The organism is Qipengyuania seohaensis, from assembly GCF_002795865.1.
Lineage (GTDB): Bacteria > Pseudomonadota > Alphaproteobacteria > Sphingomonadales > Sphingomonadaceae > Qipengyuania > Qipengyuania seohaensis.
The window spans coordinates 642,395-654,246 of record NZ_CP024920.1 but is presented as its reverse complement, the minus strand read 5'-3'; the positions used below and the strand labels follow the sequence as shown (position 1 = coordinate 654,246).

Annotated in this window: 13 protein-coding genes; 8 read left to right on the top strand and 5 right to left on the bottom strand. The window is 63.1% G+C overall.

Annotated elements, in window-relative coordinates; genetic code table 11:
- Positions 1 to 25: 25 nt before the first annotated feature.
- Complete coding sequence (locus CVE41_RS03280; protein ID WP_408633967.1) at positions 26 to 1,387, bottom strand: peptidylprolyl isomerase; 1,362 nt, start codon at positions 1,385 to 1,387, stop codon at positions 26 to 28.
- A gap of 134 nt (positions 1,388 to 1,521) precedes the next feature.
- Entirely contained in the window at positions 1,522 to 3,867 is a 2,346-nt protein-coding gene (locus tag CVE41_RS03275) for an LPS-assembly protein LptD (protein WP_100259364.1), read from the bottom strand.
- A 100-nt stretch (positions 3,868 to 3,967) separates the two neighbouring features.
- Here CVE41_RS03275 and CVE41_RS03270 point away from each other — a divergent pair, with 100 nt between their 5' ends.
- The 6 genes from CVE41_RS03270 to CVE41_RS03245 all read left to right on the top strand — a co-directional run bounded on the left by CVE41_RS03270 (position 3,968) and on the right by CVE41_RS03245 (position 7,615).
- Positions 3,968 to 5,428, top strand: a complete 1,461-nt coding sequence (locus CVE41_RS03270; RefSeq protein ID WP_100259363.1) for a leucyl aminopeptidase — start codon at positions 3,968 to 3,970, stop codon at positions 5,426 to 5,428.
- 24 nt (positions 5,429 to 5,452) lie between these two features.
- Positions 5,453 to 5,599: a DUF2256 domain-containing protein gene (locus CVE41_RS03265; RefSeq protein WP_100259362.1), complete on the top strand. Its 147-nt coding sequence runs from the start codon at positions 5,453 to 5,455 to the stop codon at positions 5,597 to 5,599.
- The gene (locus CVE41_RS03260) at positions 5,596 to 6,033 is read left to right on the top strand and encodes a DNA polymerase III subunit chi (protein ID WP_100259361.1); all 438 of its coding nucleotides are present in this window, start codon (positions 5,596 to 5,598) and stop codon (positions 6,031 to 6,033) included. The genes CVE41_RS03265 and CVE41_RS03260 overlap by 4 nt, the downstream gene beginning before the upstream one ends.
- A 64-nt stretch (positions 6,034 to 6,097) precedes the next feature.
- Positions 6,098 to 6,592 carry a type 1 glutamine amidotransferase family protein gene (locus CVE41_RS03255; RefSeq protein WP_157799386.1) on the top strand — a complete coding sequence of 165 codons (495 nt, stop codon included), beginning with the start codon at positions 6,098 to 6,100 and terminating at the stop codon, positions 6,590 to 6,592.
- 85 nt (positions 6,593 to 6,677) lie between these two features.
- A complete protein-coding gene (gene ndk, locus CVE41_RS03250; RefSeq protein ID WP_100259359.1) occupies positions 6,678 to 7,100 on the top strand; it encodes a nucleoside-diphosphate kinase in 423 nt (140 codons plus the stop codon).
- A 92-nt stretch (positions 7,101 to 7,192) separates the two neighbouring features.
- Positions 7,193 to 7,615, top strand: coding sequence for a nuclear transport factor 2 family protein (locus tag CVE41_RS03245; RefSeq protein WP_100259358.1), 423 nt, complete (start codon positions 7,193 to 7,195; stop codon positions 7,613 to 7,615).
- Here CVE41_RS03245 and CVE41_RS03240 read toward each other — a convergent pair.
- Genes CVE41_RS03240 through purM form a run of 3 tightly spaced genes read right to left on the bottom strand, consistent with a single transcriptional unit; the run spans position 7,612 to position 9,867 of the window.
- A complete protein-coding gene (locus CVE41_RS03240) occupies positions 7,612 to 7,812 on the bottom strand; it encodes a hypothetical protein (RefSeq protein ID WP_100259357.1) in 201 nt (66 codons plus the stop codon). The genes CVE41_RS03245 and CVE41_RS03240 overlap by 4 nt on opposite strands.
- Complete coding sequence (gene purN, locus CVE41_RS03235; RefSeq protein WP_100259356.1) at positions 7,812 to 8,777, bottom strand: phosphoribosylglycinamide formyltransferase; 966 nt, start codon at positions 8,775 to 8,777, stop codon at positions 7,812 to 7,814. The genes CVE41_RS03240 and purN overlap by 1 nt, the downstream gene beginning before the upstream one ends.
- Positions 8,770 to 9,867 carry a phosphoribosylformylglycinamidine cyclo-ligase gene (gene purM, locus CVE41_RS03230; protein WP_100259355.1) on the bottom strand — a complete coding sequence of 366 codons (1,098 nt, stop codon included), beginning with the start codon at positions 9,865 to 9,867 and terminating at the stop codon, positions 8,770 to 8,772. Before purM ends, purN begins: the two co-directional genes overlap by 8 nt.
- 69 nt (positions 9,868 to 9,936) lie before the next feature.
- Here purM and CVE41_RS03225 point away from each other — a divergent pair, with 69 nt between their 5' ends.
- Together CVE41_RS03225 and CVE41_RS03220 are read left to right on the top strand one after the other, a co-directional pair.
- A complete protein-coding gene (locus CVE41_RS03225; RefSeq protein WP_100261346.1) occupies positions 9,937 to 11,208 on the top strand; it encodes a hypothetical protein in 1,272 nt (423 codons plus the stop codon).
- A 15-nt stretch (positions 11,209 to 11,223) separates the two neighbouring features.
- Positions 11,224 to 11,841 carry a P-loop NTPase family protein gene (locus tag CVE41_RS03220; protein ID WP_100259354.1) on the top strand — a complete coding sequence of 206 codons (618 nt, stop codon included), beginning with the start codon at positions 11,224 to 11,226 and terminating at the stop codon, positions 11,839 to 11,841.
- Positions 11,842 to 11,852: the final 11 nt, after the last annotated feature.

Here is an 11,852-nt window from a genome sequence, read left to right as displayed (position 1 = left end):
ACGGCGAGGGGGAGCGCGGCGGGCGTCAATTATATTCGATATAGGCGTCGTTACGCAGGTCACGCAGGTAACGCTGCGCCGCGCGGTTGATCCGCTCGTCTTCGATCTGCTGCATGAGCTGGTCGAAGTTCGGGCCCGACTGGACTTCCGGATCGTCACGACCGCACAGCATCAGGACACGGACGCCGTCCTGCAGGTCGCCGAACGGCGGGGTGGCTTCACCGATGCCGAGGCCGAGGACGATCTGCTGCAGCTGTTCCGGCAGTGCACGTGCGCGAAGCTGGTCGTTGTCGACCACGGAAGCACCGATCCGATCGGCGATTTCGTTGGCGCTTCCGCAGCCGCGCATGGTCTGAACGCCTGCAAGGAATTCCTGGAGGCGCGCTTCATTGGCTGCCTGCGCGGCGTTCTGGTCGAAGGAAATCTGGATCTGCTTCAGGCTCAGGATCGCGTCGCGCGGGTCGGCCGTGAGTACCTGGCGCTTTTCGATCAGGTAGAGGATCGAGAAACCGCCCGGAATTTCGATCGGACCGACCAGCTGCCCGGGCTGCATTTCCTGAGCGACCGCTTCGAGCTGTGCATTCTTGAGCTGTGGCAGGCGAATCCAGCCGAGGTCGCCACCCACTGCGGCGGTCGATGCTTCGGAGAACTGGCGCGCATAGGCCACGAAGCTTCCGCCCTGACGCAGCTGTTCGACGATCTTCAGCGCATTGGCTTCGACAGCGGCGGCGTTTTCAGGCGTCGCGGACAGGTAGATTTCGCCGAGACGATATTCTTCCGTACCCTTCGATGCTTCGAGCCGTTCCATCAGCTCGTTCACTTCTTCGGCGGACACGTTGACGAAGAAAGCGACCTTCTGGCGCAGCAGGCGCTGCCACGCGAGTTCGCCATGGATCTGTCGCTTGAGCGATGCGGGCGAAGAACCGATCGAGAGCAGGTACGTCTGCATGTCTTCGAGGCGGCGGTTGTTCTGTGCGGCGATGCGCGCATAGGTCTGATCGACTTCTGCGTTAGAAATCTGGATGTCTTCGGCTTCGGCTGCCTGGATCTGCAGCGTTTCGTCGATCAGGTTGCGCAGGACCTGTTCACGCACCCGGCGCATTTCGTCCGAGGCGAGGTCCGACTGGTTCGCTTCTACGAGAAGGGCGACACGCTGGTCGAGGTCAGTTCCGGTAATGACGTGGCCATTCACGACAGCAGTTGCGCGGCGCACGTTCGGGTCCGGATTGGTGAGCATGGTCAGCTCATCCGGAAGGTCGAGGGTGTTGGCCGTTACCGACGCCTGCGCACCGACGCTTGCCGGCGTAGCGGCAAGGGCGAGCGTAGCGACGAGAGCAGCGGCAGAACCGCACATTTTGGCAAGCTTGGTTGCGTTCACGCGTAAAATTCCATTTGCGGCGCGCACAGCGCACCCGGATAGGTAACGGCTTTGCCAAAGCGTGGCTTAACCGTTGCTGATGGCGTGGGCGGATAGCGCGTTTATTTCCCCCTGCCAACTACATGGCACGGCCTGTTCAACGCCTATCTGAAGCCGAGGTTTTTCAAGCTGAAATAGAGCTGGAACGTATCGCCGCGTTCGGCATCGCCTGCTGACACGTAATCGCGCCGCCAGGTCAGGCCGAGTTCCAGGCAATCGTCCTGGTAGGCAAGGCCAAGGCGCGTCCTGATCGGCTGGAAGCCGTCGCTCGAGAGACTGAGATCCTCGTCGCGATTGGTGAGGTTGAATACACCCGATCCGAAGACCGACCAGTAATTGGCAAACGACAGGCGTGCAGCAGCGCGCAATTCCTCACGGTCCTGCAAATCCTCTACCGAGGTGATGTTGCGATCGAGGCGCAGGTAACCGACCTCGACATAAGTGGCGCTGGTGCCCACGGTCGCATCGAATTCGTTGCGCCTTACGGCCAGATTGTCCTTGTCCAGGCGGTATCGGTGCGTGAGTTTCACGAAGTCGCGGAACCGCAACTGGGTCCGTCCCACGATATCACTTACCTTTTCGGACAAGCCGGTGCCATCAGGAAAGATGTCGCGGTCGGCATCGAGCCGGTAGGACTGGCCGAGCGTCGTCTTTACTTCCCAACCCGGACGGCGAAGCTCCCAGTCGAAGCCGTAGGTGATCCGCGCGCCATCCTCGATCCGGTCGTAGCCCGGAAAACGGTTGAGCGCGAAAAGGTTGGAATCTTCGAGGTCGATTGCCCGCGCATCCTCGTTCGGGATGGCAAGGTTTTTTATTGGCGGGGTTACCACCAGCTGGACACGCGGGGTGAAGACCTGCGTACCGCCGAGTAGCTCGCCAGCGAAAGGCCATTCGATATCCAGCGCGCCCAGCGCAACGCCGCGGGCCTGCCAGCCGCTGTCGCCGCGATAGGATACCGTCTGCGTGAGGAAATTGTCGTTGGAATGGTAGACGTCGCCGCGGACGAGGCCGGTCAGGGTCACGACCTGGCCGAGACCCGTGATCCTGCGCAGGTCCCATTTCGCGCGAGCAAATGCGCGCTGCGTATCCTGCCCTTCGTCGCGCATGATCGCGAGGGTATTGGCCTGCAATTCGATCTTGCCGCCAAGCACCGGCTCGTCGAGGCGCAGGCGGTAATCCATGGCGGGCAGGGCGATCGGCACCTGTCCCTGGTCCTGGTTCAGCCGCAGCGTCTGCGTGGCCCAGCCTGCCAGCGAGAAGTAGGAATTGCGGTCGATCCGCTCCAGATCCACCATCGAACGCAGTCGGTCGTCGCGGCTGATGTCATAACGGCGCAGGAAAGTGCGGTCGCTTGCCAGCCTGATCGAGCTCGTCAGGCTCCACTCCGGGGTGAACTGGAATTTGCCGTTGGCGAACAGGTAGCCGCGCGGCTCGCTTTCGAACGTGTCGGTACGCGATGCGTCGGTGAAACGCCGGCTGTTCGTTGCGTAGCCGGTGATCTGGTAGGCGCCCTTGTCCGTGAGGTGGCGCCACTGAGCCGAAATCATTGGCGGCGCTTCGGTGAAGGCGTAGGCCGAAACCGTCAGGTCCTTGTTGTCGTCGAAGCGGATGTAATAGCTCCCCGAAACCTCGACCCCGTTGCTTTCCGAAAAGCGCAGGTCGGGCACGAGAAATCCGCTCACCGCGCCGCCATCGGTGCGGATTGCGAGGCCGGGCAGGGGCAGGATGCGCGCCCCGAACAGCTCGAGGTAAGCTCCCTGGAACCGCACTTGCGAATCCTCGGGGTCGTAGATCACGCGGTCGGCGGTGATGCGCCAGCTAGGGTCCTTGTCGCAGCCTTCTGGCGTGACGACTGCGCAAGCGCTATAGGCGGCCTCTTGCAGCGCAATGGTCCCGTCGGATTCGCGCAGACCCCGCCGCGCGGCAAGACGACCGCCTTGGCGTAGCGCGAGCAAGAGGTTCTCCAGCGCACCCGCTTCGAATTCGTCGGTCAGTTCGACCTGGTCGGAGAAAAGCTGGTTCCCGTTGTCGTCGACGAAGCGGACGTTGCCGCTGGCAAGAATGACGCCGGTCCGCCTACTCCAGCTGACGCTGTCGGCCCGTACCGAGCGTTCGCCCGAACGAAGCACGACGTTGCCTTCCGCAGTGACGATATCGGCGTCGGAATCGTAGCTGAGGATATCGGAAGCAAATGCGATCTGGCGTTCGCCTGCTGCGTTGAATTCGGCAGTGGGCGGTGGATCGAGTGCGCTCTGCCCGGCGATGACCGCGTCCGGCGGCGAAGGCAGGTCCGTGGGGCTTTCCCCCGTCGGTTCCTCGACAGTGCCCGCACCCGTCGCCGCCCCGTCCTGCGCGGCCAGCGGAGCAGCGGCAGCCAGGGCAAGCACACCCGCCCCGGCCCCGAGGGCGTGCAAAAAGCTATTGCGCGAAGGCTGGGGCCACAGGAGCATGGCTTGCCTATCGCATCGCCCACGCCTAATCGCAATCGCCATCCTCGGCGGCCCCGCATCCAGCGATCGGGCTGCGTCAGACAGTTTTCCGGGAGTTTCCATGCACATCCAATTCAGCAAGACCCAACCGCAGGCGGCGCGCCTCATTGCGCATGTCGCCGACAAGGGCAAGCTTCCTCAATCCTTCGATGCCGCCATGAAGGCAGGCGCAGAGGCAGCCCGCTTCAAGGGTGGTGTCGGCCAGACCTTCGAAGGCTTCGTATCAAGCGGTGACGGCGCAGCCCGCGTAGCCGTGGCGGGGGCGGGTGACGCATCCGACGATGCGCGCCTTGCAAACCTCGAAAAGGCAGGTGCTGCGCTCGCTGCGAAGTACCAGTCCACCGGCAACGAGGAACTCGTCCTCGACGTGACCGAAAACCGCCTGTCCGCAGAAGAAGTCGGTCATGTCCTGCTTGGCCTGCGTCTGCGCAACTGGCGCTTCGACGTCTATCGCACGAAGATGAAGGACGAGCAGAAGATCACGCTCAAGAAGGTCACCGTGGTCGGTGCGCCCGATGATGCGGACACCGCCTGGAACGAGCTGACGGCACTCGCCGAGGGCGTCGAATTCACGCGTGAACTGGTCACCGAACCGGCCAACATCATTTATCCCGTAAGCTTCGTCGAACGCTGCCAGGAGCGTTTCGAGGGCACGGGCGCGGAACTGATCGTCTTAGACGAAGCCGAAATGGAAAAGCTCGGCATGGGATCGCTGCTCGGCGTCGGCCAGGGATCTGTCCGCGATTCGCGTATCCTCGCGATCCGCTGGAACGGCGGCGCCGAGGGCGAGCGTCCGATCGCGTTTGTCGGCAAGGGCGTGACTTTCGATACCGGCGGCATCTCGATCAAGCCGGGACCCGGCATGGAAGACATGAAGTGGGACATGGGCGGCGCAGGCGCGGTTGCCGGCGGAATGCTGGCGCTGGTCAAGCGCAAGGCCCCGGCCAATATCGTCGGCGTCATGGGTCTTGTCGAGAATATGCCCGACGGGAATGCGCAGCGCCCGGGCGACGTGGTCACGTCGATGAGCGGCCAGACCATCGAGATCCTCAATACCGACGCCGAAGGACGCCTCGTCCTTGCCGACGCGCTGCACTGGACGCAGCAGGAGTTCGAACCAACCCGCATTATCGACTTTGCCACGCTCACCGGCGCGATCATCATTGCGCTGGGTAACGAGCACGCCGGCATGTTTGCGAACGACGACCAGCTGGCCAAGGATATCGATGCCGCTGGCGAAGCCACGGGTGACACCGTGTGGCGCATGCCGCTGGGCAAGGCTTACGACAAGCTGATCGACAGCCCGATCGCGGACATGAAGAATATCGGCGGCAAGGGAGCAGGCTCCATCACGGCGGCCCAGTTCCTTCAGCGTTTCATCGCTGACGATGTCGCCTGGGCTCATATCGACATCGCGGGCAAGGCCTGGTCGGACAAGCCCGGGAGGACTTGGGGCAAGGGCGCAACCGGTTACGGCGTGCGCCTGATCGACCGCATCGTCTCCGACACCGCCGAAGGCTAAGCGGGAGCTTTCGTCATTCCCAAGATGCGCAGGAAAGGGGATTTGCCCAGCAAGGTCTGCGAGACCTGCGGGCTGCCCTTTTCCTGGCGCAAGAAATGGGAACGGGACTGGGAAAATGTGCGCTACTGTTCCGAAAAGTGCAGGCGCAACAAGGGTAGCGGGACCGCATGACGCGCGTTGATTTCTACCAGCTCAGCCGCGACCCGGTCGATGTGACCGTGGTCAAGCTCGCAGGCAAGGCGATGCAGGCCGGGATGCGGCTTGCCGTCGTCGCCGCCGATGCGGAACTGCGCGAACGCCTTGGCGAAGCGCTTTGGGCGGCGGGCGGTTTCCTTGCCAACGGCCCGGCAGACGGTCCTCACGCAGCACGCCAGCCGATCACGATTTCGGACAACTGCACCTCGGTCAACGAGGCGCAGATATTCATCCTGGCAGATGGCGCTTGGCGTGAAGAGGCGACTGCACTCGACCGGGTCATGTTGCTTTTCGGCGAGGAAGCGACCGAAGCCGCGCGCAATCTTTGGCGCGAACTTGCTCCGCGCGAAGACATCGACAACCGCATCTTCAAGCAAACCCCCGAAGGCGGCTGGCGCGAAGGCCGCTAGACGGGCTGGAACCCTTCGCCATTTCGCCCGTCGGTTGGGCATGGGGCGCACATATCCAATCATCATGGCATGCTGCCTGGCTCTGGCCGGGTGCGGCGACGCACAGGACACTCCCGACGAAGAGATCGCGGCGGCGGAGGTGGAGCCCATTGGCAGCTACACCGTCGATCCGGAAACGGGCGAGGTGCGCGCGGTGCACACCGATGCGGGCGGAACCCGAACCACCCTGGAAACGGGCCGGACGGTCGACCCCGTGCTTCCTGCGCCCTTTATCCTTCCTAAAGGGGCAAGGATCGAAAGCGTGACCCGCGTCGAGCAGGGCGAGGGGAGGCTGGTGACCATCTACTTCGCTACCGACCTCGACCGGGATGCGCTTGCCGGGTTCTATCGCGATCTTGCGAAGGAAGCCGGCTTCGTAGTGACCGCCGACATTCCGGGAGAAAACGCGCTGGTGCTGGCGGGCGAGAACGCCGCCGTTAACACTACATTCGCGGCTACGATCCGCGCGGCTGATGGCGATAGCGAAGCCGAGCTGACCGTGAGGGCGGGAATCGGCTAAAGCTTGCCCGCAGGCGCGCGCGGCGCTAGGGGCGCGCGCGAGAACATTCTCCCCCATAAAAGACACTTCGCAAGGAACACATATCATGGCGGCTACCCGCACCTTTTCGATCATCAAGCCCGATGCCACGCGCCGCAACCTGACCGGCGCGGTCACCAAGATGCTTGAAGAAGCCGGCCTGCGCGTCGTCGCTTCCAAGCGCATTCACATGACCCGCGAACAGGCCGAAGGCTTCTACGACGTTCACCGCGAGCGTCCTTTCTTCGGCGAACTGGTCGAATTCATGATCTCCGGCCCGGTCGTCGTGCAGGTGCTCGAAGGCGAAGACGCAGTGAAGCGTAACCGCGACGTGATGGGCGCGACCAACCCGGCCGATGCCGACGAAGGCACCATCCGCAAGACCTATGCGGAATCGATCGAAGCGAACTCGGTTCACGGTTCGGACAGCGACGAAAACGCTGCCAAGGAAATCGCGTTCTTCTTCAACGATGACGAGATCGTTGGCTAAAAAATATATCATTTGTTAAAGAAAATCGGGAAAAGCTCGATTTTCTAATGAATTAGGTGACGGGCGCGATCTCTGTTAGGATCGCGCCCGTTATGTTTTCGGCGATTCTCCCTTCTACACGAGAGCGCCGCCGCCACATGCGGGCGGTGACGGCGATCTGCGACGCCCTCAACCATCGCGACTGGAACGGCGCGAGAAGCCTGATTGCTGCCGATTTCTCAATTGCCGATCAGTTCGGGAACGAGGTCGTCGGGGCGGATGAGTTCCTTAGATCGTTCCTGGATTTCTGCGAAGCCGCGGGCGATCCAAAGCTCGTCTTCGATTCGATCGATCCCAACCGAGACGAAGTGCTCGTGCGCGGGCATATCGAAAACACTTCGTCCGAAGTGCGTTCGCCCACGATGTGGAGGTTCCTGTTCGACGGCCCGCTCATCAGCCGCATCGAAGTCACTCGGGCCAATAACGAGATGACACTACCGCGCTTCGCGAAAGCGCGCCGCGTGGTGGCGGATTAATCGCCGCCTGTCATGTTCCGGAAAAGCCGTGTCGCCAGATGGCGCAGCGCGTGGGCTGCCAGGAATACCCCCGCAACCACGATCACCGCGGTCAGCGGGTCAACCTCTTCGTCGAATCCGGTATCGCCCCTGATCGCCACCCAGGCGAGCCCTGCTGCGGCGAGCGTGAAGAACAGGTAGGGTGTAAGGCGCTGCATCAGAATTCGTCCGCCGCATCGAGCAGTTTCGTCACCGATTTCGGCGCAACGGCGCGCCAGCTGCGCTTCAGCCATTCGGCGACATGGTCCCAATCGCAGTCGGGACGGTTGAGGATCAGTCCGACCCAGCCGCTCGCCCCGTAATAGGCTGGTTTGAAATAGACCTCGGGCTGCACTTCCACGAGATTGAGCAATTCGTCCTGGCCGCCGGTCTTCACCAGCAGGGCGACGTGCTCTGAGCCGTGATGCTGGTCGTTGAAATAGGCGAAATACTTGCCCGACTTCTCGCTGCCAGCGCGCCAGCCCGGTGAGCCGTGGCTTTCGCGCTCGTGCGCCTGGGGCAGGGCAAGCGCGAGGTCGCGTACGCGCCGGAGCAGGAACTCGGGATCGCTTTCACGCGCCACGTATCGGGCCAACACCTGCGGGTAGAGCTGGTGTTCGGCAAAGCGCACACGCTCTGAAAGGGTATCGGCATTCTCGCCTTTACGGATGGCGACCGCCACCTGACCCAGCACCTCGCCCGCATCCAGTTCTTCGGTGACCAGATGGACCGACACTCCGCCATGGCTGTCACCCGCCTCGATCGCGCGCGCATGGGTGTCCAGCCCGGGATATTTCGGCAGCAGCGACGGGTGGATGTTCAACATCCTTCCCCGCCAATTCGCGACGAAGCCTTCGGTCAGGATACGCATGTATCCGGCCAGCACGATATATTGCGCGCCTGCCTCGCGGGCGGCTTTCTCCATCGCCGCGTCATGCTCCGTGCGGGTCATGCCCTTGTGGGAGAGAGCGAAGGTAGGAATGCCTTCTGCAGCTGCGATGGACAGCCCTTCCGCCTCGGGATCGTTCGCGGCGACGAGGCACACCTCGTAGGGGCAATCATCGATCAGGCTGGCATAGAGCAGCGCGGCCATGTTGCTGCCGCGCCCGGATATGAAGATCGCAACCTTCGCCTTCTCAGCCAAGGTGGACCGCCTCCCAGTCTGCCTTGGCAGACCATGTTCCGGCAGAGCCGCGAACCGTGCAGCCCTTCTCGCCTTCCACGATACGGCCGACTGCAAGCACCGTCTCGCCCGCATCTTCCAACCGCGTACGCACGATCTCGGCATTGGCCGGATCGACGGCGAGGACCATGCCCACGCCGCAATTGAAGGTGCGCGCCATCTCGCCCGGTTCGATATTCCCCTGCGCCTGCAGGAAGGCCATCAGGCCCGGCTGGTCCCAGCCGTCGGCTTCAACTTCCCCATGGGCACCCTCAGGCAGGACGCGGGGAAGGTTTTCCAGCAGGCCGCCGCCGGTGATGTGGGCCAGCGCATCCACCAGTCCATCGCGCACGACGGGCAGGAGCGATTTGACGTAAATCCGCGTCGGTTCGAGCAATGTCTCGATCAGCAGCCGATCCTGGTCGAACAAGGCAGGACGATCGAGCTTCCAGCCCTTGTCCTCGGCCAGTCGGCGCACGAGGGAAAAGCCGTTGGAATGGACGCCCGAACTGGCGAGGCCCAGCAGGACGTGACCCGGGGCCACCCGCTCGCCCGTCAGCTGCTCGCCGCGCTCCACCGCGCCAACACAAAAACCGGCAAGGTCGTAATCGCCGCTGGCGTACATGCCGGGCATTTCGGCAGTCTCGCCCCCGATAAGCGCGCAGCCTGCCTGTTTGCAGCCGTCGGCTATCCCCGCGATAACGCGTTCGGCGACGCCGTTTTCCAGCTTGCCGGTCGCAAAATAGTCCAAGAAGAAAAGCGGTTCCGCACCCTGCACGATGAGGTCGTTCACGCACATCGCCACCAGGTCGATCCCGACGGTGTCATGCCGGTCGGTGTCGATCGCCAACTTGAGCTTGGTCCCGACGCCGTCATTGCCCGCTACCAGCAGGGGATCCTTGTAGCCGGCCGCCTTGGGATCGAAGAAGCCGCCGAAGCCGCCGATCTCTCCGTCCGCACCGGGGCGCATGGTGGCTTTCACCAGGGGGCCAATCGCCTTGACGAGGGCGTTGCCCGCATCGATCGAAACGCCCGCCTGTTCGTAGGTGTAGGACTGGTTGTCGCTGCTCATATGTTGCCCCTCGCGCATTCGCGCTTGGATTTCCAGAAGCGATTGGGCAAAAGGCCCGCTGTTTTCCCCATGCGGCATCATTTTTCCCTTCCCCGCTCGAAGCGCCTTGCGATGATCGCAGCCGGAATTGCCATGACTGGCGGTGCCGGGTGGCTTGCCTATGCGCAGGTGGGTGGGGAGCGCGGGATTGCGCCGATCGCCTCGTCCACGGACATCGAGGTTTCAGGCATCGAAGTGGACGTGAGCGCCGATTCCGGCCTCGAAGCGCGCGACGAGGCATGGCGCGAAGCGCAGGTAAAAGCATGGGAAAAGATCGACGGACCGAGCCTGCCCGATTCGCAGATCGAAAGCATGGTTTCCGCTATCGTGGTCGAGCGGGAGCGGCTTGGGCCCAAACGGTATATCGCGACGCTCGGCGTGGTGTTCGACCGTGCGCGCACGTCGCGCTATCTCGGATCAGAAGGTCAGGCAAAGCGTAGCGCGCCGATGCTGCTGCTTCCTGTCACTGTGTCGGGCGGTACCGCCATGGTCTACGAACAGCGCAACCCCTGGCAGCGTGCCTGGGCGAGCTATCAGGCCGGGGCCAGCCGGATCAATTACGTCAGGCCAAGCGGAGCGGGCGGCGATTCGCTGATGCTGACCTATGGCCAGACCGGCAGGCGCAGCCGCGTCTGGTGGCGCGATATCCTCGATGATTTCGGCGCGGCGGATGTGCTGATCCCGATTGCAGAACTGCATTACACTTTCCCGGGCGGGCCGGTGGAAGGGCGCTTTACCGCGCGCCATGGCCCCGACAGCGAATACCTGCGGTCGTTCACGCTTACCGCGCAAAGCCCCGAACAGCTTCCGCAGATGCTTGGCCAGGCGGTCCAGCGGTTCGACGCCATCTTCACCGAAGCTCTGTCCGACGGCACACTGCGTCCCGATCCGACGCTGAACGTGCGCATGGGCGATCTGGATCCGGCAATCGCCCGATTGGTGGAGCTTGGGCGCAGGCTGAAAGCGCAGGACGCGGCTGAGGCAGAACGCACAGTTGCGCCGACAGCGGAAAGTGATGGCACGATTACCTCGGCGCCGATCGACCGCCCACCGCCAGAAGGATCGGTCGCGCTGTACACGGTGCAGGTAGAGACGCCGAGCGCACCCTCGTTCGACGAAGCGATGGCCGGTATCCGCGGAGGTCAGGGTGTACGCGCCATCGGCGTCCGCAGCACAGCGATCGGCGGAACCACGGTACTTACGGTCAGCTATGCTGGATCGATTTCTCAACTGGCCGATGCCCTTCGCGAGCGCGGCTTCACCGTACGTCGGGGGGACAACGCGCTGCTTATCAGCCGTTGAGGACCGGGTTCGGCCATGTCGCAATCGCAGATCGCCCTCCCGCTCACGCAAGCTGCATCGGGCGAGCCCGAGCGGATAGTGATCGGTTCGAGCAACCGGGCGGTTGCCGATGCGCTCGCCGCAGCCGACACCTGGCCCTTCCGCACTGCAATTCTCGCCGGGCCGCCGCGCTCCGGCAAATCGCTCATTGCGAAATGGTTCGCCTCGCACACGGGCGGCGGGGCAATCGACGATGCCGATACGCGCGACGAGACCGAGATATTCCACGCCTGGAATCGTGCGCAGGAAGACGGCTACCCGTTGCTGATGACCGTGAGCGAAGGCGGTTGGGAAATCGCATTGCCCGACCTGCGCAGCCGCATGGGCGCGGCCTTGCAACTGGAGATCGGCCCTCCGGACGATGATATGGCTGCAGAACTCATGCTTAGCCACGCGGCGCAAAGGGGGCTGGCGCTAGGCGAAGGAGCGCCAGCATATCTAATCCCGCGGATGGAGCGTTCCTATACCGCGATCGAGCGGATCGTTGCCGAGATCGACCGTCTCAGTCTTGAACGGATGGCTCCAGCCACCATGTCGATATGGCGCGACGCGCTCGAGGCTGTCGAAGGCCCCGAACAGGGCCGCTTGCTTTAAATTGCCCTTGG

Bases quoted from the DNA above. Each gene is read 5' to 3' on its own strand.
- CVE41_RS03275 (WP_100259364.1), bottom strand. From the start codon at position 3,867: ATGCTCCTGTGGCCCCAGCCTTCGCGCAATAGCTTTTTGCACGCCCTC.
- CVE41_RS03270 (WP_100259363.1), top strand. From the start codon at position 3,968: ATGCACATCCAATTCAGCAAGACCCAACCGCAGGCGGCGCGCCTCATT.
- CVE41_RS03265 (WP_100259362.1), top strand. From the start codon at position 5,453: ATGCGCAGGAAAGGGGATTTGCCCAGCAAGGTCTGCGAGACCTGCGGG.
- CVE41_RS03260 (WP_100259361.1), top strand. From the start codon at position 5,596: ATGACGCGCGTTGATTTCTACCAGCTCAGCCGCGACCCGGTCGATGTG.
- CVE41_RS03255 (WP_157799386.1), top strand. From the start codon at position 6,098: ATGGCATGCTGCCTGGCTCTGGCCGGGTGCGGCGACGCACAGGACACT.
- ndk (WP_100259359.1), top strand. From the start codon at position 6,678: ATGGCGGCTACCCGCACCTTTTCGATCATCAAGCCCGATGCCACGCGC.
- CVE41_RS03245 (WP_100259358.1), top strand. From the start codon at position 7,193: ATGTTTTCGGCGATTCTCCCTTCTACACGAGAGCGCCGCCGCCACATG.
- CVE41_RS03240 (WP_100259357.1), bottom strand. From the start codon at position 7,812: ATGCAGCGCCTTACACCCTACCTGTTCTTCACGCTCGCCGCAGCAGGG.
- purM (WP_100259355.1), bottom strand. From the start codon at position 9,867: ATGAGCAGCGACAACCAGTCCTACACCTACGAACAGGCGGGCGTTTCG.
- CVE41_RS03225 (WP_100261346.1), top strand. From the start codon at position 9,937: ATGCGGCATCATTTTTCCCTTCCCCGCTCGAAGCGCCTTGCGATGATC.
- CVE41_RS03220 (WP_100259354.1), top strand. From the start codon at position 11,224: ATGTCGCAATCGCAGATCGCCCTCCCGCTCACGCAAGCTGCATCGGGC.